The sequence below is a fragment of the Paraburkholderia sp. UYCP14C genome, assembly GCF_004197395.1.
GTDB lineage: Bacteria > Pseudomonadota > Gammaproteobacteria > Burkholderiales > Burkholderiaceae > Paraburkholderia.
In genome coordinates this window covers 42195-64276 of record NZ_SELS01000054.1, presented here as the reverse complement: position 1 = coordinate 64276, position 22082 = coordinate 42195, and the positions used below count along the sequence as shown (strand labels likewise).

Genomic DNA, 22082 nt, shown 5'->3' with positions numbered 1-22082 from the left:
TCCGCCGCCGCATTCCGCATCAAGCGCCCACACTTATCGGCTGTTAGTTTTTAAAGATCGATCCGCCCAACCCGCAGCACCTGAACCACAACCACCCGGCACCGCTTCGTTTGCGTCGCTGCGTCTGCAGCAGAGAAGCGAGATTATGGAGAGCGGTCCGCACTCCGTCAATACCCTTCTCACAAATTATTTTAAAAAGTTTAGGAGCTTAAAAAATAAGCAGCGTCGCACGCAGCCCAAATTAGTTAGGCATCCAATAGAATCCGGCTGATCGCCACGCCGAACGGGGGAGAGAAGAGCGGAGTTGCGAAAAGCCGCCCAGCGACTTTTCCACAGAAAATGTTCGCAAGGCTGTGGATAACCGCTCCACAACCGCGCCAAGTGCTTGATCCAAAACCATTCTCACGCATTGCGCGCGAAGCGCGGCCGCGCGCCACCGTCCTATTCAGGCGGACTTCATCGTCACCCGCGCATTCGTATGCATAAAAGCGCTGCGCTCGACCATCGCGCCGAACAGCAGCCCGATCGTCGTCCACATGACCACCTGCATGCCGATCGCCGCGACGCGGAACTTCCACAGCAGCACAGCCGGGAAGGCGGCCGGCACTTCATTGATGACCGGCATCGACAGTTGCACGGCCGCGATGATCACGACGAACACGAGCCCCGCGACAATCGAGCCGTTCCATGCCCCCAGCTTCGCCGCCGCACGGCGTCGCACCTTCAGCGAAAACACCATCGCCGCGAGCGAGATCGCGATCATCAGAAAGAACAGGCCCGTGCGCATGCCGATCGTCTCCGGATCACCGACCGACGGCGGATTGGCCGGATACTTGATGTTCGGCACGATCACGAGCGCGATGAACGCGCCAAGCGCGAGCCACGCGGACAGTGCACGCACGCTCAACGCACCCGCGCGTCCATACGCATAGGCAAACACCAGCGCGAACAGGCCGCCAAAGGCCACGCCGTAAGCGACCACACCGGTCAGCAGGCCGAGGCCAGCCTGCGTCTGACGGCTGACGATTTCGGGCTCGGGCGCCTCGCCGCGTGCGGCGGCCGCTTTTTCTTCGATTGAAATGGCCTGATCGACCTGCGGTTCGCCGACGACTCGCGCGAACGTGAACGTGAGCAAGCCCGCGACGATGCCCGCGAGCATCCCGCGCACCAACAATTTACCTACCATGTCGAACCTCGTTAGTGGCAGGGAAAGCCAAGCAGATGGCGGCCGTCGTGCACGAACTCATGCACGTACATGCCGGGCACGAGCGACGTCGCGCCCTGTTCCGCACCAACGAAGTAAAGCGCGAGCAACAGCAGCAAGCCGCCGAACACCACCCACGGCAGCAGTTCACGCAAAGGAATGGGAGTGGGCTGGGCCGCCGGTTGCGCGGCGCGATCGAAAACAGCTTCGGTCATGATGGACATCTCCTGGGGTAACGCGCCCCGAAAGTCGATTGCAGAGGAATGATGCGAAGCTCAGGTCTGGCTTTCGGCTCTTGTGGATTGCAAGGCCGATTACAGTGGCGCGACCGCGCCGGGCTCTCACCGGCTTCTGTGCTTCGCAGTGCCGTTATTCTACGCGCTAAACTGCGGCTTCCGTGACGGCGATGGCTGCCTCGCAACATGGCGCGCGCAACGCTCGCTGCGAGCCGATCAAGCCACGCAGGCAAATGCGAATGGGACGCCCAGGCAAAGAATGGATACGCGACTATTACTGGTGAGCCATGCGGCAACGGCCGCGCAGCGCGCGGGCCGCTTCCCAGCCGACGATCCGCTCGACCCGCGAGGCCGCTCTGAAGCCGAAGCGGCGCGCGCACATCTCGCGCTTCCCGCCGACGCCGCCGTGTTCACCAGCCCCGCCGCCTGCGCGCGCGAAACGGCCGCCGCGCTCGGCCTGAGCGCAACGCCTGCCGATGCATTGGCGGATAGCGACTATGGCAAATGGCGCGGCCAGCGTCTCGCGGACATCGCCGACGCAACGCCCCGCGAACTCGCCCTCTGGACGCGCGAGCCCGACGCCGCGCCGCCCGGCGGGGAATCGTTCGCGCAACTCGTGAGGCGGGTTGGAGAGTGGCTCGACGCGCAACAGGCGGACGTGCGTTCATGCAACGCAGTCAACGAAGCAAGCTCCGCAGCCTTTCCGCGCTGTCGAAGCATCGTCGCGATCACCCACGCAGCAGTCCTGCGAGCGGCCATCGTGCATGGCCTCGGCGCATCGCCCAGCGTGTTCTGTCGCATCGAGATCGCGCCGCTGTCGGTCGTCGAATTACGCTACTCGCGACGCGGCTGGTCATGGTGGCCGTCCGCCACCGCCTGAACGGCACCGCCGCTTACCTGCCCGACACCACGAGCCGCAACCGGTTGGCCCCCTCGGGCGTCACGGTGATTTCCGTGCGTCGATCCTTCGCGCCCAGATAGAAGTGCTGACGTGCCGGCGAATTCTGATCGTGCGTTGCATCGGGCAGGCACGACGCGACGTCGGCCGCGACCGCTTCCAATGCATCCGCGTTGGAGCCCGCCGTCTGATGCGGCGTCCACGTGCACTGGAAACTACGATGCGCGGCCGAACATTGCGCGTCGTCGCCATAGGGTTGCGCGACGCCTTTGCCGTCGTCGGCCGTTAGCGAGGCGAAGCCGTCCGGCGCCGCGGCCACGATCCGTTTGAGCGCACCGCAAGGTCGGGGGCTGTCGTCGGCGGATGCGCCGACCGGCAGCAGCACGACGAGCGCCGCCGCGGTGAGCGCGATAGCGGAGAGTCGATAGGTTTTCATGTTGTGCGTGAAGCTTCCGGAGTTCTGCTGAAAAAGCTCTCAGCGAGCCACCTTCAACAGCACGCTTCATGCCCATGCGCGCAAGCACCGAGCTCTCAAACGACACAGGTCGGCATATAAATTGCGTCGCGCCATATCGGCCGCGATATCGCGCCCCTTCCGCTCAAAGCCACTGCCGACGTCATTTCAAACATCATGTCGACCACTACCGCCGCCCCTACCCCCGCCCGCCTATCGTCGGGCATCCAAGGAATCGACGACATCCTCGGCGGGGGTCTCACGCCGAACCGCATGTACCTCGTGGAGGGGGAGCCAGGCACGGGTAAAACCACGCTGGCGTTGCAATTCTTACTCAAGGGCCTCGACGAAGGGCAGACCGGCCTTTACGTCACGCTGTCCGAAACCCGTGCCGAACTGCTCGCGATCGGCGCGAGCCACGGCTGGGATCTGAGCCGTTTCACGATACTCGAACAGTTGCCCGAAGAAGGGCTCGAACCGCAATACGAGCAGACCGTGCTGCACCCGGCCGAAGTCGAACTCGGCGAAAGCGTGCGCAACGTGATCGAGCACGTCGACGCACTGAAGCCCGCGCGCGTCGTGCTCGACAGCCTGTCCGAACTGCGTCTGCTGGCGGAAAATCCATTGCGCTACCGTCGGCAGATTCTCGCGCTCAAGCATCACTTCGCGACGCGCGAATGCACGGTGCTGCTGCTCGATGACACCTCGGCCAGCGCCTCCGGCATTCAGCTTCACAGCATCGTGCACGGCGTGATCAGCCTCGACAACATTGCCCACGATTACGGCGGCAACCGTCGCCGTCTGCGCATCGCGAAGATGCGCGGCATCAGGTTCCGCGAGGGCTATCACGACTTCACGCTGAACACCGGCGGTCTGCGGGTCTATCCGCGCCTCGTCGCCGCCGAGCATCACAGCGAATTCGGCACGAGCCCGTTGAGCACCGGCACGCCCGGCCTCGACGCGCTGCTCGGCGGAGGCCTCGTCCCCGGCACCAATTCGCTGATCATCGGCCCCTCGGGGGTCGGCAAAACCACCACCGTCGTGTCGTGCCTGCTTGCCGCGCTCGATCGCGGCGAGCGTTGCGCGTACTACGTGTTCGATGAAACGCTCAGCACGCTGATCACGCGCTGCGCGACGCTCGGCATGGATCTCGCGCGTCATGTCGACAGCGGTCTGCTGACCCTGCGCCAGATCGATCCCGCGGAAATCTCGCCCGGCGAATTGTCGAGCGACGTGCGCAACGCGGTCGAAAACGAGCAGGTGCGCTATGTCGCGATCGACAGCCTGAACGCCTATCTGCAGGCGATGCCCGGCGAGCGCTACCTGCTGCTGCACATGCACGAACTGCTCGGCTATCTGAATCAGCAGGGCGTGATCACGATGCTCGTGCTCGGGCAGCACGGCATCATCGGCGAAGTGCAGACCGAGGTCGACATCAGTTATCTGAGCGACGTGGTCGTGCTGTTCCGCTACTTCGAGCACCACGGCGAAGTGCTGACCGCGGTGACCGCCGTCAAGAGCCGCGCGAACGATCATGAGCGCACGATTCGCCAGTTCCGCCTCGGCACCGAAGGCGTCGAGGTCGGCGAAGCGCTGCGCGACTTCGAGGGCGTGCTGTCGGGCCTGCCCTCGTATCGCGGCGGAACTGCGATGCTCGGCTCGACCAACAGTCTGATCGATACGTCGGGACAGTAAGCGATGGAGCAGCGTGTCCTTATCCTCGCGCCGTTCGGCCGTGACGCCGAAGTGATCGCCGCCGTGCTGCACAACGATGCACGCGCCTGCGTGACCTGCGACGACGCCGACGCGCTCACCACCGAGCTCGACGTCGGCGCCGGCACCGCGCTGCTCACCGAGGAAGCGCTCGCGAACGGCCATAGCGCAGGCCTCTTTGCGTGGCTCGCACGGCAGCCCGCATGGTCCGACTTCCCGATCATCCTGCTCGCCGCGCGCAGCATCGGCCATCGCTCCACGCGCGGGCTCGAAGTGCTCGAACGCCTGGGCAACGTAGTGGTGCTCGAACGTCCGCTCAATTCGGAAACGCTGCGGCGCGCGGTCGCGTCGTCGTTGCGGGCCCGCGGGCGTCAGTATGAATCGCGACGGCTGCTTGCCGAGCGCATCGAGGCACAGGACGCGCTGGAGCAGCTGAACGATTCGCTGGAAAGCCGCATCGCCGAGCGCACGCACGAACTCGCATCAGCCAACGACCGGCTGATGGCCGAGATCCACGAACGCGCGAAGGTGCAGGCCGTGCTCGTGCAATCGCAGAAGATGGAAGCGCTCGGCCAGTTGACCGGCGGCATCGCGCACGACTTCAACAATCTGCTGAACGTGATCATGGTCAACGCGGAGCTGATCGCGCGCGTGAGCGGCGACGAGCGCCTGCGCGGCATGGCGGCCACCGTCAAACGCGCGACCGAGCGCGGCGCGAAACTGACCGGCCAGCTGCTGACCTTCTCGCGCAACAGCAATCCGGATCTGAAAGTGATCGATGTGGTCGCGCTGCTGCAAGGCATGCGCGACATCATCGCGGTGTCGCTCGGCTCGGGCATCCGCTACGACAACGACTTCGAGCGCAACGAAATGTGGACTCAAGCCGACGCGAATCAGCTCGAGCTAGCGGTGCTCAACCTCGCGATCAACGCGCGCGACGCGATGCCGGCCGGCGGCCGCCTCGACATTCACGTGACCCAGCGCGACGCGCCCGACCAGACGCTGAAAGACGGCCGCTATGTCGTGATCGAAGTGGCCGACACGGGCGAGGGCATTCCGCCCGACATCGTGTCGCGGGTATTCGATCCGTTCTTCACGACCAAGCCGGTCGGCAAGGGCACGGGGCTCGGCCTGAGCCAGGTGTATGGCATCGCGAGGCAGGCGGGCGGCGCCGCGCGCATCTTCAGCGAAGCAGGCGCGGGCACCACCGTGCAGATCTGGCTACCGATGCGCGAGCGCGTGGCCGCGCACGGCAAAGCGGAGTCCGACGCGGAAGCGTTCGCGGTCGGCGACAAGCGCGTGCTCGTGGTCGAGGACGACAGCGAAGTGCGCGCAATGCTGGTTGAATCGTTGCGCATGCTCGGCTACACGGTGACGGAGGCGCCTGACGGCCAGGCCGGCCTCGACCGCCTGATCGACGATCATCCCGATCTACTGATGGTCGACTTCGCGATGCCGGGCATGAACGGCATCGACGTGATCGCCGCGGCCCGCAAGCTTCGTGCCGATCTACCGGTGATCCTTGCGACCGGTTATGCGGACGTCAACATTTCCGATCTCGCAGTCAAGCATTGCACGTTCCTGCGCAAGCCGTTTCAGCTCGACGATCTGGCGCGCACGGTGCGGATCGGGCTAGTCGCGTGACTCAAGCCTCCTCGCCACCCATTTAACGCCGCTGTCGCATTCGCGCCGCAGACTCCTCCGGTTCGGCCACGATTTCCAATTCAATAGTTTGCTAACGAATATTTTGGAAATACAATACCGGCCATGTCGAATCTCGATGCCCTGCGCCGCACCGTCAGCAGCACGCTGGTCGTCGCCGCCAGAAAGTGGCGGCGCACGAGCCATGGTGTGCTCGCGGCCTTCAACGTCTCCGAAGCGTGCGCGACGCCGCTTCTGACCGCGAGCCGGCTCGGCTCCGCGGTGCGTCAGGTCAAGCTCGCCGATCACATCGGCATCGAGGGGCCATCGCTCGTGCGGCTGCTCGACCAGTTGTGCGCGGCCGGACTGATGCGCCGCGACGAAGACCCCGAAGACCGCCGCGCGAAGACCGTCGTACTGACCGACGAAGGCCGCGCCGTCACCGCGAAGATGGAAGAGGAACTGGTCACGCTGCGCGCGCAGGCGCTCAAAGGTGTATCGCGCGACGATCTCGAAGCCGCGCTGCGCGTGCTCGACGCATTCACGACTGATCCCGCGGAACGCGCCGAGGCCGCCAGCGGCGAACGCGACACGCACGGCGAACGCGCGCAGCCGGTACGCCCGCAGCCGGCCGGGCACGAGCCGACGAAGCGCACCTCGTCGGCGAAGCGCGGGACCGCCAAACCCGAGGCACCTGCCAACCAGGTCAAACGGACGAGCGGCAAAAGCGCCGCCAAAACGTCCGGCCAATCTCGCGGCACCGTCAAGGCGCGCAAGTCCACCAAGCGCCGCGCGCGAACCACCGCGCCGCACAACGCCGATTCCGCGTAACGGTTTATGGTCTATCCCACTCTCCGCGACTGGCTGTTTTCGGTCAAGACTTTTGCCGCGGCCATGCTCGCGCTCTACATCGGCCTCGTGTTCTCACTGCCACGGCCTTATTGGGCGATGGCCACCGTGTACATCGTGTCGAACCCGTTCGTCGGCGCGACCCGCTCGAAGGCGCTCTATCGTGCGCTGGGCACCGTGCTCGGTGCGTCGGGCGCGGTGCTGCTGGTGCCGCCGTTCGTCGAATCGCCTTACCTGTTCAGCGTGATCGTCGCGACGTGGACCGGCACGATGCTCTTTCTCGCGGTGTCGGACCGCACCGCGCGCAGCTACGTGTTCATGCTGGCCGCCTATACGATGCCGATCATCGCGCTGCCGTCGGTGACGAATCCGACCGGCGTCTTCGATCTCGCGGTGAGCCGGACCGAGGAGATCCTTGTCGGCATCGTCTGCGCGAGCATCGTCGGCAGCGCGGTGTTTCCGAGCCGGCTCGCGCCGACGATCATCGAGCGCACCGACGCATGGTTTCGCGACGCCGCGTTCTACGCGACTGAAACGCTGTCAGGCCGCATCGCGAGCTCGGCGATCTCGGGCGCACGGCAACGGCTCGCGAGCACGATCAACGGTCTCGAACTGCTGCTGAGCCAACTCGCCTACGATCACACGCGGCCCGACGTGCTCGCCCGCGCGCATGAACTGCGCGGGCGCATGCAGTTGCTGCTGCCGATCATGTCGTCGCTCGCCGATCCGCTGATCGCGCTCTACAACAACGGCCCGCAGCACTGGCCCGAAGGACTTCAGACGCTGATCGACGACGTCATCAAGTGGTTCAATCAGCCGCTGCCCGCGCCGCGCGAGGGCTACCACGCGGACGAAACCGCCAATGCGCTGCGCGAGCGCATCGCCGCGATGCGCCCGCCCGCCGCCGCGCTTCAGCATTGGGACGGCGCGCTGCTGTCGAATGCGCTGTGGCGCCTCGGGCAAGTGATCGACGTGTGGCAGGACTGCCGCTCGCTGCGCATCATCATCACGCGCGAAGAGGGTTCGTGGCGGCCGCACTTCCGTCACTGGCGGCTCGGCGGCACCGAGCGCTTCTACGATTTCGGCATGATGGTGTTCGCAAGCGTGTCGGCGGCCGCGGCCGTCGTGCTCGCATGCGTGCTGTGGATCACCTCGGGCTGGAACGACGGCGCGAGTGCGGTCACGCTCGCGGCGGTCGCCTGCTGTTTCTTCGCCGCGCTCGACGAGCCCGCGCCGTTCGTGTTCCGCTTTTTCATCGCGACCGGCGTCGCCGTCGGGGCCGCTGGCCTCTATCTGTTCGTCGTGCTGCCGCAGGTGCACGACTTCCCGATGCTGGTGATCCTGTTCTCGGGGCCGTTCATTCTGGTCGGCACGCTGATTCCGCGCCCGCAGTTCAACATGGTGACGGTGCTGGTCGCGGTGAACACCGCCACCTTCATCAGCATTCAGGACGCGTACGACGCGAACTTCCTGACGTTCATGAACGCCAATCTCGCGGGCCTTTCAGGCCTGCTGTACGCGTACCTGTGGACCCGCGTGACGCGCCCGTTCGGCGCCGAGCTCGCCGCGGCGCGCCTGCTGCGCTCGAGCTGGGCCGACGTCGCGCTGACCGCGTCCACGCGGCCGATCGAAGATCCGCGCAATCTCGCGGCGCGCATGCTCGACCGGCTGATGCAACTGATCCCGCGCCTTGCGGCCACCGACGATCACCGTCATCCGTCGATCGAAAGCTTCCGCGATCTGCGCATCGCGTTCAACGCGCTCGATCTGCGCCGCCTCACACGCAAGCTCGGCGGCGAAGCGGCCGGCGCGATCGACCATGTTCTCGATGGAGTGCGTGCATACTACGAAAACTGCGTCGATCGACGCCATCGCTTGCCGGTGCCGGACAGTCTGATGTCATTGATCGACGTGGCCGTCTCGCGCGTCACCGCGCAAGGGCTCGCAAACGCCGCGGCGCCGACCGAGACCTCGCAGACATCGGCGCGCCAGTTGCGCGATGCGCTGCACGCGCTGGTCGGCTTGCGTCTTTCTCTGTTTCCGGCGACCCTCACGAAACCAACGCCGACCGAACCGGAGGCCGCCGCGTGATGTCCCCGTTCGTGCGCCAGTTTCCGCACCCCGCTCCCCTCTTTTCCAGCTCCCGCGATGATCGGTGAAATCGATATCTTCGGCGTGTTCGTACCATCCGTGCTGGTGCTGATGTTTATCGCGTATCTGATCAATCTCGGCATTCGCACCGTGCTCGCCTACACCGGCTTCTACCGCTTCGTCTGGCATCGCTCCATCTTCGATCTCGGCATCTATGTGCTGGTGCTGGGCCTTGTCGTCGTCGTTTCGCACAGACTAATAACGTGAAAAAAACCTGGTTCTCCGTCGGTCAGATCCTGCTGACCCTGATCGTCGTGGTGGTTGCAGCCTTCGTGCTGTGGAAGCTCGTCGACTACTACATGTTCGCGCCGTGGACCCGCGACGGGCACGTACGCGCCGACGTGATCCAGGTCGCGCCCGACGTGTCGGGACTGATTTCATCGGTCGAGGTCATGGACAACCAGCAGGTCAAGCAAGGCCAGGTGCTGTTCCGGATCGACCAGGCGCGCTACACGTTGGCGTTGCGCCAGGCCGAGGCCACCGCGCAGCAGCGCCGCGCGACGCTCGATCAGTCGCGCCGCGAATATGCGCGCAACCGTCAGCTCGGCAACCTCGTCGCCGCCGAAGTGCTCGAAGAGAGCCGCTCGCGCGTCGACACGGGCGAAGCCGCGCTCGCCGACGCGAACGTCGCGATCGACACCGCGAAGCTGAATCTCGAACGCTCGACGATCAAAAGCCCGGTCGACGGCTATCTGAACGACCGCGCGCCGCGCGCCGGCGAATTCGTCGCGGCCGGCCGCGCTGTGGTCGCGGTGGTCGACATGCATTCGTTCCGCGTCGACGGCTACTTCGAGGAAACCAAGCTGCGCGGCATCGACATCGGCCAGCCGGTCGACATCATCGTGATGGGCGAGCCGAAGCCGCTGCGCGGGCACGTGCAGAGCATCGTCGCCGGTATCGAAGACCGCGACCGCACGCAAAGCGCCAATCTGCTGCCGAACGTAAACCCGGCGTTCAGCTGGGTGCGGCTCGCGCAGCGCATTCCGGTGCGGGTCGCGCTCGATGAAGTGCCCGCCGATTTCCGCCTGATCGCGGGCCGGACCGCGACGGTGTCGGTACGTGACCTGTCGCCGGTCAGGACGCGAGCCGTGTCGGGCACCGGCGGCGCATCCGGCACGGTCCCCGCTTCGGCGGCGCCGGTGGCGCCGGGTTCGTCGGTGGCGGGCGGAACCGCCGGGTCGGCCACGGCAACGGCCAACGCGGCATCGGGCGCGTCGCAATGAAGTTCGTGCGTACCTTGTCCTCGTCGGCGCCGCGCTTGCCGCTGCTGCCGTTATTGCCGCTCATCGTCGCGCTGAACGGCTGCATCAACGTCGGGCCGAACTACACGCTGCCGAAACAGGCGCTCGTCAATGCGCCGCTCGCGAACGGAGCGATCGAGGGCGCCGATCCCAGGCTGACGTCGACCCTCAACACGCCGACCGTCTGGTGGAAGCTGTACGACGATCCGGTGCTGAACGGTCTGGTCGACCAGGCGCTGAAATCGAATACCGACCTGCGCGTCGCGACCGCGAATCTGGCGCGCTCGCGCGAGGCGCTGGGCGTTGCGCAAGCGCAGGGCGGTTTCTCGGGCGACGCGTCGGTGGGGATTCAGCGCGCGCAGGAATCGGCCGAGCAATTCCTGCTGTTCGAGAAACTGCCGGTCGCCAACCTGGGTGACATGGGCATCAACGTCTCGTACGAAATCGATCTGTTCGGCAAGCTGCGTCGCGGCGTCGAAGCGGCGGCGGCGGACACCGAGGCCGTGGAAGCCGCGGGCGACCTCGCGCGCATCACCGTCGTCGCGGACGTGGTGCGCTCGTACGTCGAGCAATGCTCGGCGGCCGAGGAGCTGCGCATCGCGCAGCAATCGCTCGCGTTGCAGAAGCAGCGCGTGGATCTGTCGCGCCGTCTGCGCGACGCCGGCCGCGGCAACCAGACGGCGGTCACGAGCGGTCAGACCCAGGTAGAGAATCTGACCGCCGACATTCCGCGCTACACCGCGCGCCGCCAGATCGCGCAATACCGGCTCGCGATGCTGCTCGCGCAAGCGCCGTCGCAATTGCCGCCGGCGGTGCTCGCCTGCGACCGGCTGCCGCAACTCCACCAGCCGATTCCGATCGGCGACGGCGCCGGGCTGCTGCGGCGCCGCCCGGACGTGCACGAAGCCGAGCGTCAGCTCGCGGCGTCGACCGCGCGCATCGGCGTCGCGACCGGGGCGCTTTATCCGAGCATCAGCATCGGTGCGTCGGCGGGTTTCACCGGCATTCTGGAAGACATTCCCACCTCGCCGACGGCGCGTTGGGGCTTCGGTCCGCTGATCAGCTGGAACTTCCCGATCAATGGCGCGCGCCAACGGGTACGCGAGGCCGAAGCGTCGAGCCAGGTCGCGCTCGCGAAGTTCGACGGCGTGGTGCTGAGCGCGCTGCGCGAAACCGAGACCAACCTTGCGACCTACGCATCCGATTACGCCCGCGCCGAATCGCTGCGCGCGGCGCTGAAGTCGGCGGCGCAATCGGCGGATGAAACGCATCGCCTGTATCGCGCCGGGCGCGAGTCGTTCATCGCCGATCTCGACGCGACGCGCACGCTGACGTCCGCGAAGTCGCAGCTCGCGGTGGCCGAAGGCCAGGTAGCGATCGATCAGGTGAATGTGTTCCTGTCGCTCGGCGGCGGCTGGGAAGTCGGCGGTCAAGCCAAGCCGGGAGAAACGCCGCCGCAACTGAAGGCAACACCTGTGGCGGCCAAGCCCGCCGTGAAGTCGGGAGCATCGACGGCCGCGACGGCGAAAGCACCTTGAACGATCACCTTACGATTTATTTTTGACAATCTTTCTTTTTGCTTTCGATTTCGGTTAAATACGAGACACCACTTCACGCTACGGGGTCTCGTATGTCGCCATTCATGCAGGGTGTAGTCACGTTGGGCGGATGCATCGGCATCTTCACCGCGGTGGTCGCGGTGGTGGAAATGTTGGCGAATTGAGTTGGGCCGGCGGCGGAGCGGAAGAGCGGCTCAGCTGTTCCGCATTTTCGCCGCCGCCTGATGAATCGCCGCCCGCACCCGCGGATACGTGCCGCAACGGCACACCACCGGCGTCATCGCCGCGTCGATATCGGCATCGGTCGGCGCGGGCTTGTGCTTCAGCAACGCGCAAGCCGCCATCAATTGCGCGCTCTGGCAATAACCGCACTGCACCACATCGAGTTCGATCCACGCGGCCTTCAGCGCCTGCGCCTCGCGTCCCTGCAAACCTTCGATCGTCGTGATCTTCTGCGTATGCAGGGTCGACATCGGCGTCTGACAGGAGAGGCACGCCGCATCATCGAGATTGATCGTGCACGCGCCGCAGATGCCCACCCCGCAGCCGAATTTCGTGCCGGTCATGCCGAGATCGCAGCGCAGGACCCATAGCAGCGGCATGTCCGGATCGGCATCGACCTTCACGTTGCGTCCGTTGATATTCAGTAATGCCATGCTCGCCTCCTGAAGCGCCGCGCTACACCGCAAGCTTTTGCTGAACCACCGTCCGTCATGCGAGCCGCAACGGCAGCGTCCGCAACCGCTGCCCGGTCAGCGCGCACACCGCATTGGCCACCGCCGGCGCGACCGGCGGCACGCCCGGTTCGCCGACGCCTTGCGGATGCAGCTGACTCGGCATGATGTCGACTTCGATCGCCGGGCACACGTTCATCCGCACGACCGGAAAGTCCACGAAGTTCTTCTGCTGCACCTGGCCGTTGACGATCGTGATCTCGTTCTGCAACGCGCTCGACAGCCCGAACACGATGCCGCCTTCCATCTGCTGACGGATCAGGTTCGGATTCACCGGCAAGCCGCAATCGATCACGCACACCACGCGATGCACGCGAATCTGCCGGTTCGGCCCGATCGACACCTCCGCGACCTGCGCGACGACGCTGCCGAACGCCTCGTGCAACGCGACCCCACGGGCGCAGCGCGCCCCATCGGCGGCGGGTTTGAGCGGACGTCCCCAGTCCGACAACGTCTCGACACGCTTCAGGACCGCCAGATGACGCGGATGTTGCGCGAGCAGCATCGCGCGAAACGCGATCGGGTCCTGGCCGGCGGCCGCGGCGGCTTCGTCGGTAAAGCTCTCGGTGAAGAACGCCTGATGCGAGTGACCGACCGAGCGCCAGAAGCCGATCGGCACCGGCAATTCGACGATCTTGTGCGACACGCGCGCGGCCGGCCACTCGTACGGCTGATCGAACGCGCCTTCGCAGGTGGTCTTGTCGATCGGGATGTGCGGCACGCCGTAGTAACGCGCGAGCGCATCCGGCACGATCGCCTGGCCCGCCGACTTCGCGTGCCAGGCCACCAGCTTGCCGTGCTCGTCGAAGCCGGCCTGAAGCCTTGCCACGCACGCGGGCCGGTAGAAATCGTGCGTGAAATCCTGCGCGCGCGACCAGATGGTTTGCACCGGACGGCCATCGGCCTCGCGCGCGATCGCCGCGGCCTGCGCGACGAAATCGAGTTCGAGGCGCCGGCCGAACGCGCCGCCCACGAACTGCGTCTGCACATCGACGGCATCCACGTCGAGACCGAGCGCTTTCGCCGCATGATGCCGCGCAAGGCGCGGCATTTGCGTCGACACCCAGACGGTCGCCGCGCCGTCGGCGACCTGCACCGTGCAGTTCAGCGGTTCGACCGCGCCATGCGCGAGATACGGCGCGTGATAGACCGCTTCGATCTTGCGCGCCGCCCGGCTCATCGCGTTGTCGACGTTGCCGGTGTGGTAATACACGAAGCCGTCCGTATGGTCGAGCGCGTCGACGAGGCGGCGGTCGACCTCCACGCTCGACAGCTTCGCGGCCTCGCCGTCGTGCCAGGCCACCTTGATCGCCTCGACCGCGCTCATCGCGCGAAACGCGTTGTCCGCGATCACGGCCACGCCGCCGGTGCCGCCCGCAAACGGCGGCACGGCGAGCGCCTTGATGAAGCCCGGCATCTTTTGCGCGGGCGTCGCGTCGAAATGCGCGACCGTCCCGCCGAGCGTCGGGCACATCACGACGCTCGCATAGACCAGACCGTTGGGTAGTACGTCGATGCCGAAGCGCGCCGCACCGTCGATTTTCGACGCGGCTTCGATGCGCCGCACCGGCTGGCCGATCAGCTTGAAGTCGGCCGGCTGCTTCAGCACGACGCTGCGCGGCAGCGGCTGGCGAGCGGCCATCGACGACAACTCGCCGAAGCTCGCCTTATGCCCCCACGAGTGCAGCACGTAGCCCTTTTCCGCGCGGCATTCGCCGACCGGCACGTCCCAGCGCGCGGCCGCCGTCTCGATCAGCATCACGCGCGCCGACGCGCCGGCCTCGCGCATCGGCATCCATAGGTCGTTCATGCTCGACGAGCCGCCCGTCATCATCGTGCCGATCTCACGCACCGCCTTGCTCGTGATCCACACGGTGCCGCGTTTGACGAAGCTGTCGTCGTCGGGGCGAAACGGCAGATCGCCGACGATGGCCTCCACCGCGTTGTAGATCCGGTCGATCGGTGCCTCTTCGACTTGCACCTGCGACCAGTCGGCGTCGAGCTCCTCGGCGAGCAGCATCGCGAGTCCGGTATGGATGCCCTGCCCCATCTCGGCCTTGGGCACGATGATCGTCACGCGGTTGTCGGCGTCGATCTTGACCCAGCCATTCAGCGCGATTTGCGTGCCTTGTGTCGGCAGCGGCGTCGACGTCATCAGGCGCTGCCGGGGCGGCAGCACGCCCCAGCCCACCAGCAGCCCGCCCAACGCACTGGCGCCGCCCAGCAGAAAGGTTCTGCGCGTCAACATGGCATGGCTCGCTCGGCTGGCTCGATGGTAGGGAAGCGGCGACAGCGCCAATGCACCCGTCTTTGTCTGCGAATAGTAATAAGACGAATTTGCGAGCGTGAGTCTTAAATGCGCGCGTGAACCTGGAGCGGCCGTGCGGCGTGGGAAGGCGGGGATTGAAAGCGGCGAGGGAAAATCGTGGGGTATTTCATTAATTGCGATCGCGCGGGTGGCGGTGTGCCGGCGTCAGTCATCGCCGGCGCACCGCCAAGCTCGCGCCTGATTCGCTCAGGAGGTCAGGCGATCATGCGATCCGATCAACGGCGGTTCGAACCCGACACCACGTCGATCCACACGGCCAGCACCAGGATGCCGCCCTTCACGATCATCTGCCAGTAGGCGTCGACGTCGAGCATCGACATGCCGTTGTCGAGGCTCGCCATCACGAGCGCGCCGATCAGCGCGCCGTACACGGTGCCGGAGCCGCCGCGCATCGAGGTGCCGCCGATAAAGCACGCGGCGATCGCATCGAGTTCGCCCATCGAGCCCGCCGACGGCGAACCGGCCGCGAGCCGCGCCGTGTTGACGATGCCGGCGAACGCGCACATCAGACCCATCAGCGCGAAGATCGCGAGCTTCACGCGGTCGGTGTTGACACCCGACAGGCGCGTCGCTTCAAGGTTCGAGCCGACCGCGTAGATGCGGCGCCCGAACACGGTCTGCGTCGCGATCCACGTGAAGATGCCGAGCAGCGCGAGCAGCAGCAACACCGGTACCGGAATGCCGCCGTAGTTGTCGAGCATCGCGACGAAGCCGGCGAGAATCACGCCCGCGCCGATCACCTTCGCGACGTCCTGCCAGAGCGGTACGACGCGCAACTGATAGCGCTGATGATTCGCGCGCTGGCGGATCGTCAGGAAAGCCAGCAGCACGAACAGCACGACGGCGAGCGTGTCGCCGGCGAAGCGCGGCAGATAGCCCTGGCCGACGAACACGAAACTGTCCGACACCGGCGCGATCGTCGAGCCGCCGGTAATGCCGAGCAGAATGCCGCGATATGCGAGCATGCCGCCGAGCCCGACGATGAACGACGGCACGCGCCGATAGGTCGACCACCAGCCGTTGAACACGCCGACCGCGATGCCGAGCAGCAGCACGACCGGAATCGTCACGCCGATCGGCCAGTGCCGGTTCACGTCGAGAATCGCCGCGACGCCGCCGAGCAAACCGAGCAGCGAACCGACCGACAGATCGATTTCACCGGCGATGATCACGAACACCATGCCGCACGCGAGCATGCCGGTGATCGACATCTGCCGCAGCAGATTCGACAGGTTGCGCGGCGTGACGAACGCGCCGTGCGTGAGCGCCGAAAAGAAAATCCAGATCACGGCGACGGCGATCAGCAGCGCGAGAATCTTGTAGCGCGCGAACAGTTGCTGGATCCGTTGCGTGCCGCCGAAGGCGCCTCGCGGCGCGGCGTTGTCGGTGCGTTGGGAAGTTACTTCGGGAGTCATGCGGCACTCGCTGCGGTTGGGTTCGAAGATAGATGCACCGGGCGGATCGCGGCGCCGAGAATGTCTTCCTGGGTGAGACCGTCGTTGACGAAGTCGCCGCGCAACTCGCCCTCGCCGATCACGAGCACCCGGTCGCTGATGCCGAGCACTTCCGGCAACTCGGACGACACCATCACGATCGACATGCCCTTCTGCGCCAGTTGGAAGATCAGCTTGTAGATCTCGTACTTGGCGCCGACGTCGACGCCGCGTGTCGGTTCGTCGAGAATCAGCACGGTCGGGTTGGTCAGCAGCATGCGCGTGAGCACGGCCTTCTGCTGATTGCCGCCCGACAGACTGGCAATCGATAGCATCGGATTGGCGGCGCGCACGGAAAGCCGCTTCATTTCAGTGTTGATCGTGTCGAGTTCGGCCGCGGAATCGATGCGGCCGCCCGACGCGAAACGCTGCAACACGGCAAGCGTGATGTTATGGCCGACGCTCATGCCCGGCACGATGCCGTGGCGTTTGCGGTCCTCGGGGACCATCGCGATGCCGGCGCGAATCGCGTCGATCGGCGCGCGGATTTTCAGCGGCTTGCCGTCGAGCAGGACGTGCGCCTCGCTGACACCCGCATACGCGCCGAAAATCGCCTGCATCAGCTCGGTGCGGCCCGCGCCGACCAGCCCGGCGACGCCGAGAATTTCGCCGCGCCGCAACGAGAACGACACGTCGTCCACGCGCTTGCGGCGTGGATTCGTCACGTCGAAACAGGTGACGTTGCGCGCTTCGAAGATCACGTCGCCGATCGGATGCGGTTCGCGCGGAAACAGGTTCTTGATCTCGCGGCCGACCATCAGCGAGATGATCCGCTCGGTCGTCAGCGCGTTCATCGGCTCGGTGGCGACATGGCGGCCGTCGCGAATCACGCTGATCGTGTCGCACACCGCCGCGACTTCGTCGAGCTTGTGCGAGATGTAGACGCAGGCAATGCCGCGCCGTTTCAGATCGCGCACGATGTCGAGCAGAATCGCGATTTCCGAGGCGGTCAGCGACGACGACGGTTCGTCGAGAATCAGCAGCTTCGCGCGCTTGTTCAGCGCCTTCGCGATTTCGATCAGTTGCTGATGGCCGCCACCGTAGTTCATCACCGGCTGCGCCGAGTTGATGCCGGTGATGCCGAGTTCGCGCAGCAGTTCGTCGGCGCGCTGATACATCGCCGCGTAATTCATGCGCCCGCCGGGCAGCGTGATTTCGTTGCCGAGAAAGATGTTTTCCGCGACCGACAGCTCCGGCACGAGCATCAGTTCCTGGTGGATGATGATGATGCCCGCGCGTTCGGTGTCGCGTACGCTCGCGGCCTTCAGCGTCTCGCCTTCCCAGCTGATTTCGCCGTCCCAGGTACCGTGCGGATACACGCCGGACAGCACCTTCATCAGCGTCGATTTGCCCGCGCCGTTTTCGCCGCACAGGCCTACGCATTCGCCGGGCGACACGGTCAGATCGATGCCGTCGAGTGCCTTTACGCCGGAAAAAGCCTTGACGATGCCGCGCATCGTCAGAAGAGGTTGCGTCATTCGCTATGCCTCGCTGCAAGTTGGGCCGATGTTCGATCACGCTCCCGGGCGCGATGACCCGGGAGCGTGGCGATCACATCACACCCGTCTCCGTGTTATTTGCTCGCGAGTTGCTCTTGCGTGTAGAAGCCGTCCTTCACGACGACGTCGAGGTTGGCCTTCGTCAGCTTGGTCGGCTGCAGCAGCACCGTATCGACCTTCTTCTTGCCGTTGTCGTATTGAGCGTTGAACGCCGGCTTGTCGCCCTTCGCCAGCGCGACCGACAGCTTCGCCGCTTCGCCCGCGATCAGCTTCAGCGGCTTGTAGACCGTCATGGTCTGCGTGCCGGCCGCCACGCGCTTCACGGCCGCGAGGTCGGCATCCTGACCCGAGATCGGTACCTTGCCTGCGAGACCCTGTGCAGCCAGCGCCTGGATCGCGCCGCCGGCGGTGCCGTCGTTCGATGCGACGACTGCATCGATCTTGTTGTTGTTCGCGGTCAGCGCGTCTTCCATGATGCGCAGCGCGGTCGATGCGCTCCACTCCGGCACCCACTGCTGGCCGACGACCTTGATGTCACCCTTGTCGATTGCCGGTTGCAGCACCTTCAACTGGCCCTGACGCAGCATCTTCGCGTTGTTGTCGGTCGGCGCGCCGCCGAGCAGGAAGTAGTTGCCCTTCGGCCGCACGTCGTAGACGCCCTGCGCCTGCATTTCGCCGACCTTCTCGTTGTCGAACGAGATGTAGGCGTCGATATCGGCGTCGAGGATCAGACGGTCATACGACACGACCTTGATGCCCGCTTTGCGTGCTTCGGCCACGACGTTGCCGAGCGTCTTCGAGTTGAACGGCACGATCACGATCACGTCGACGCCACGCGAGATCAGGTTTTCGATCTGCGAGATCTGACGCTCTTCGCTCGCATCGGCCGATTGCACCGACACCTTCGCGCCGAGCTTTTCCGCCGCGGCGACGAAATAGTCGCGATCGCGCGACCAGCGCTCGACGCGCAGATCGTCGATACAGAAGCCGATTTCCGGATGATCCTTGCTGGCGTGCGCGAGCGGCGCGGCGAGCGACAGGCTGGCGAGTACCGCTCCGCATAACAGCGAACTCAGGACGTTACGACGCATTGAGAATTTCATTTGTGTCTCCTTTGTGTAGTGATAGCCGGAATACCGGACGTATCGGTCTGCGCTGCGAGCCGCAGACTCGGACAAGCGACAACCCACAGCTTGCTGGTGCACGCGGTCGACATGGCCGCGCGATCTTTATTCAACGTCCGCTATAAATCGCCTGATTCACGATGTTTTCCATGTGCTCCTGCTGCCCGCTCACATGCCGCGGGTTCAGATCGCGCGCGACCGTTTCTGCCGCGAGTGTCGACAGCGAATAGTCGCCGGACAGGATCTTGCGGCCGAACTCGCTGTCCCAGCCCGCGTAGCGCTGCCGTTTGAACTGTTCGAGGCGTTCGTTTTCGAGCAGCACCGCCGCACGTTCGAGGCCGAGCGCGAGGTTGTCGATCGCGCCGATGTGGCCGTAAAACAGGTCTTCCGGATCGACGCTCTGGCGCCGCACCTTCGCATCGAAGTTCATGCCGCCGGTCGTGAAGCCGCCGTGGCGCAGGATCTCGTAGAACGCCAGCGTCAGTTCCTCGACGCTGTTGGGAAATTGATCGGTGTCCCAGCCATTTTGCGGATCGCCGCGATTCGCATCGACGCTGCCGAAGATGCCGAGCGCAAACGCGGTCGCGATCTCGTGATGGAACGAGTGCCCCGCGAGCGTCGCGTGATTGGCCTCGATGTTGACGCGAATCTCCTTGTCGAGACCGTGTTGCAGCAGGAAGCCGTGCACGGTCGCGACGTCGTAATCGTATTGATGCTTGGTCGGCTCCTGCGGCTTCGGCTCGATCAGCAGCGTGCCCTTGAAACCGATCTGGTGCTTGTGCTCGACCACCATGTGCAGGAAGCGCGCAAACTGTTCGCGCTCGCGCACGAGGTCGGTGTTCAGCAGCGTGTCGTAGCCTTCGCGGCCGCCCCACAGCACGTAGTTTTCGCCGGAGAGGCGCAGCGTCGCGTCGAGCGCATGACGCACCTGGGTCGCGGCAAAGGCGAACACCTCCGGATTCGGATTGGTCGCGGCGCCGGCCGCGTAACGCGGATTCGAAAACAGATTCGCCGTGCCCCACAGCAATCTGATACCGGTATCCTGTTGCTTGCGCGCGAGGTAGTCGGACACGCGCAGGAAGTTCTCGCTGTATTCCTTGACGCTCGTGCCTTCGGGCGCGACGTCGGTATCGTGGAACGTGTAGTACGGGGTGCCGAGCTTCGAGAAGAATTCGAACGCGGCGTCGGCTTTTTGTAGCGCCCGCTCCATAGCGTCGCCGGGTTGCTGCCACGGCCGCCGGAACGTGCCCTGACCGAAGATATCGACGCCGGGCCACACGAACGAATGCCAGTAGCACACGGCAATACGCAGATGTTCCTCGAGCGTCTTGCCGAGTACCTTCCTCGTTTTATCGTAATGACGGTACGCAAGCGGGTTGTCCGATTGCGGGCCTTCATAACGAATCTCGGGAATGTGTTCGAAGTAGGACATCGGCGTCTCCTTGTCTTGTTGCACCGCAACCCGCGCGGCTTGGCCGTGCTGGCCGACGAGGTGACGCCATGCTGCCGCGTGCGCGATGTGTCGGCAATTGCGATATTTCGCAGCACGCTTGATGTTTCTTACCGCCCGCGCGTTTGTTTAGTGCCGGCGCGCAATTCGGCGCCTAGAATAACCAGACGCTTAAAAACGGGGTTGCCCCCAGGCACCCGACACGATGGAGACAAAGGCGCGTGGTTGATCAATCCACCCGCCGCTCACCGCCATGACCCGTCCACAAGCACCTCAAACAAGCCATCGGATCGCGCTGCTGTTCAACGCGAACAAGGTCTACGACCGCGAGATCATCACCGGCATCGGCAACTACCTGCTGTCGACCCGGGTTGCCTGGGATCTCTTCCTCGAAGAAGACTTTCGTTGCCGGCTCGCGGGCATCCAGCGCTTCGACGGCGACGGCATCATCGCGGACTTCGACGATCCCGCGGTCGACGAAGCCCTGCGCGACTGCCCACTGCCGGTGGTCGCCGTCGGTTCGTCGTACGAGGACCCGACGCAGTACCCCCCGGATTTACCCTATATCGCGACCGACAACAGCAAGCTCGTGTCGCTCGCGTACACGCACCTGATCGGCGCGGGCCTCGAAAACTTCGCGTTGTACAGCCTGCCGCAGGCGCAGGAAAACCGTTGGGCGCAACAGCGCGAACTCGCCTTCGCGCAACTGCGCAGCACGGACGGACGCAGCGCCGCGCAGATCGATAGCGAGATCTATCGCGGTCTGTCGACGAGCGCGCCGTCCTGGAACCAGGCGATCGAACAGCTGACCACGTGGCTGCGGCAACTGCCGAAGCCGGTCGGCATCATCGCGGTCACCGACGCGCGTGCACGGCACTTGCTGCAGGCATGTCTGATCGCGGGCATTCCGGTACCCGAGGAAGTCGCGATCATCGGCATCGACAACGATCCGCTCACGCGTACGCTGACGCGTATTCCGCTGTCGTCGGTGATCCAGGGCACCGAGGAAATGGGCCGCACCGCCGCGCACATCCTGCATCAGATGCTGCACGGCGCGCGTTTTCCGGGGCGCCGGATTTCGGTGCCGCCGGTCGGCATCAACGTGCTCGAATCGACGCGGCATCAGCCGCTCGCGAGTCCGTACGTGATGCGCGCGCGCCATTTCATTCGTCAGTACGCGTGCCAGGGGATCCGCACCGAGCAGGTGGCCGATTATGTAGGCGTGTCGCGTTCGTCGCTCGAAGAGTATTTCCGGCGCGAGCGGCAGTGCACCGTGCACCAGGAGATCCTGCGCCACAAGCTCGACGTCGCGAAGTCGCTGCTCGCGAAACGTGATGCGTCGAGCGCGGAAGTCGCGATCCGTTGCGGCTTCACGTCGCTGCAATACATGTACGCGGTGTTTCGCCGCGAACTCGGCTGCACGCCGCGCGAATACCAGGAGCGCGTGGGGCCGAAAATCAAAACCGCTGGCTGAGCATGCTTTCTATTTTTTCTTCGCACTGACCAC

The 22082-nt window shown here is 65.0% G+C and carries 19 protein-coding genes and 1 riboswitch; of the genes, 10 read left to right on the top strand and 9 right to left on the bottom strand.

Annotated features, from left to right (window positions below; genetic code table 11):
- Positions 1 to 271, top strand: a 271-nt coding sequence (locus EVC45_RS46270) for a hypothetical protein (RefSeq protein ID WP_211193523.1), incomplete at its 5' end; no start/stop codon positions are given.
- Between the two features lie 174 nt (positions 272 to 445).
- On the opposite strand, the gene EVC45_RS34190 is transcribed toward EVC45_RS46270, so the two are convergent.
- Both EVC45_RS34190 and EVC45_RS34185 read right to left on the bottom strand, forming a co-directional pair.
- Positions 446 to 1186 carry a CbtA family protein gene (locus EVC45_RS34190; protein ID WP_129962573.1) on the bottom strand — a complete coding sequence of 247 codons (741 nt, stop codon included), beginning with the start codon at positions 1184 to 1186 and terminating at the stop codon, positions 446 to 448.
- An 11-nt stretch (positions 1187 to 1197) separates the two neighbouring features.
- Positions 1198 to 1419: a CbtB-domain containing protein gene (locus tag EVC45_RS34185; RefSeq protein ID WP_013093044.1), complete on the bottom strand. Its 222-nt coding sequence runs from the start codon at positions 1417 to 1419 to the stop codon at positions 1198 to 1200.
- A gap of 65 nt (positions 1420 to 1484) precedes the next feature.
- Positions 1485 to 1553, bottom strand: a riboswitch (cobalamin riboswitch).
- Between the two features lie 146 nt (positions 1554 to 1699).
- Between EVC45_RS34185 and EVC45_RS34180 the strand changes: the two genes are divergently transcribed.
- Complete coding sequence (locus EVC45_RS34180; RefSeq protein WP_129962572.1) at positions 1700 to 2320, top strand: histidine phosphatase family protein; 621 nt, start codon at positions 1700 to 1702, stop codon at positions 2318 to 2320.
- 13 nt (positions 2321 to 2333) lie between these two features.
- Here EVC45_RS34180 and EVC45_RS34175 read toward each other — a convergent pair whose 3' ends face one another.
- A complete protein-coding gene (locus EVC45_RS34175) occupies positions 2334 to 2774 on the bottom strand; it encodes a hypothetical protein (protein WP_129962571.1) in 441 nt (146 codons plus the stop codon).
- A 195-nt stretch (positions 2775 to 2969) separates the two neighbouring features.
- On the opposite strand from EVC45_RS34175, the gene EVC45_RS34170 reads away from it, so the two are divergent.
- The 7 genes from EVC45_RS34170 (at position 2970) to EVC45_RS34140 (ending at position 11925) form a co-directional block, all read left to right on the top strand.
- Complete coding sequence (locus EVC45_RS34170) at positions 2970 to 4487, top strand: ATPase domain-containing protein (protein WP_129962570.1); 1518 nt, start codon at positions 2970 to 2972, stop codon at positions 4485 to 4487.
- A 3-nt stretch (positions 4488 to 4490) separates the two neighbouring features.
- Positions 4491 to 6149: an ATP-binding protein gene (locus EVC45_RS34165; protein ID WP_129962569.1), complete on the top strand. Its 1659-nt coding sequence runs from the start codon at positions 4491 to 4493 to the stop codon at positions 6147 to 6149.
- Positions 6150 to 6272: 123 nt separating this feature from the next.
- Complete coding sequence (locus EVC45_RS34160) at positions 6273 to 6977, top strand: MarR family winged helix-turn-helix transcriptional regulator (protein ID WP_129962568.1); 705 nt, start codon at positions 6273 to 6275, stop codon at positions 6975 to 6977.
- A 6-nt stretch (positions 6978 to 6983) separates the two neighbouring features.
- Positions 6984 to 9086 carry an FUSC family protein gene (locus EVC45_RS34155; protein WP_129962567.1) on the top strand — a complete coding sequence of 701 codons (2103 nt, stop codon included), beginning with the start codon at positions 6984 to 6986 and terminating at the stop codon, positions 9084 to 9086.
- A 57-nt stretch (positions 9087 to 9143) separates the two neighbouring features.
- The gene (locus tag EVC45_RS34150; RefSeq protein WP_129962566.1) at positions 9144 to 9353 is read left to right on the top strand and encodes a DUF1656 domain-containing protein; all 210 of its coding nucleotides are present in this window, start codon (positions 9144 to 9146) and stop codon (positions 9351 to 9353) included.
- Positions 9350 to 10369, top strand: a complete 1020-nt coding sequence (locus EVC45_RS34145; protein WP_129962565.1) for an HlyD family secretion protein — start codon at positions 9350 to 9352, stop codon at positions 10367 to 10369. Before EVC45_RS34150 ends, EVC45_RS34145 begins: the two co-directional genes overlap by 4 nt.
- Entirely contained in the window at positions 10366 to 11925 is a 1560-nt protein-coding gene (locus EVC45_RS34140) for an efflux transporter outer membrane subunit (protein WP_129962564.1), read from the top strand. The genes EVC45_RS34145 and EVC45_RS34140 overlap by 4 nt, the downstream gene beginning before the upstream one ends.
- A gap of 215 nt (positions 11926 to 12140) precedes the next feature.
- Here EVC45_RS34140 and EVC45_RS34135 read toward each other — a convergent pair whose 3' ends face one another.
- From EVC45_RS34135 to xylA, 6 genes are all read right to left on the bottom strand, one after another.
- Positions 12141 to 12602, bottom strand: coding sequence for a (2Fe-2S)-binding protein (locus EVC45_RS34135; protein ID WP_129962563.1), 462 nt, complete (start codon positions 12600 to 12602; stop codon positions 12141 to 12143).
- Between the two features lie 55 nt (positions 12603 to 12657).
- Positions 12658 to 14928: a molybdopterin cofactor-binding domain-containing protein gene (locus EVC45_RS34130; protein ID WP_129962562.1), complete on the bottom strand. Its 2271-nt coding sequence runs from the start codon at positions 14926 to 14928 to the stop codon at positions 12658 to 12660.
- A gap of 296 nt (positions 14929 to 15224) precedes the next feature.
- Entirely contained in the window at positions 15225 to 16424 is a 1200-nt protein-coding gene (locus EVC45_RS34125) for a sugar ABC transporter permease (protein ID WP_129962561.1), read from the bottom strand.
- The gene (gene xylG, locus EVC45_RS34120; protein WP_129962560.1) at positions 16421 to 17980 is read right to left on the bottom strand and encodes a D-xylose ABC transporter ATP-binding protein; all 1560 of its coding nucleotides are present in this window, start codon (positions 17978 to 17980) and stop codon (positions 16421 to 16423) included. Before xylG ends, EVC45_RS34125 begins: the two co-directional genes overlap by 4 nt.
- Before the next feature lie 95 nt (positions 17981 to 18075).
- Complete coding sequence (xylF, locus tag EVC45_RS34115; RefSeq protein ID WP_129962559.1) at positions 18076 to 19104, bottom strand: D-xylose ABC transporter substrate-binding protein; 1029 nt, start codon at positions 19102 to 19104, stop codon at positions 18076 to 18078.
- A gap of 130 nt (positions 19105 to 19234) precedes the next feature.
- Entirely contained in the window at positions 19235 to 20557 is a 1323-nt protein-coding gene (xylA, locus tag EVC45_RS34110) for a xylose isomerase (protein WP_129962558.1), read from the bottom strand.
- 271 nt (positions 20558 to 20828) lie between these two features.
- Here xylA and EVC45_RS34105 point away from each other — a divergent pair, with 271 nt between their 5' ends.
- Complete coding sequence (locus tag EVC45_RS34105) at positions 20829 to 22049, top strand: DNA-binding transcriptional regulator (protein WP_129962557.1); 1221 nt, start codon at positions 20829 to 20831, stop codon at positions 22047 to 22049.
- The last annotated feature ends 33 nt before the right edge of the window (positions 22050 to 22082 follow it).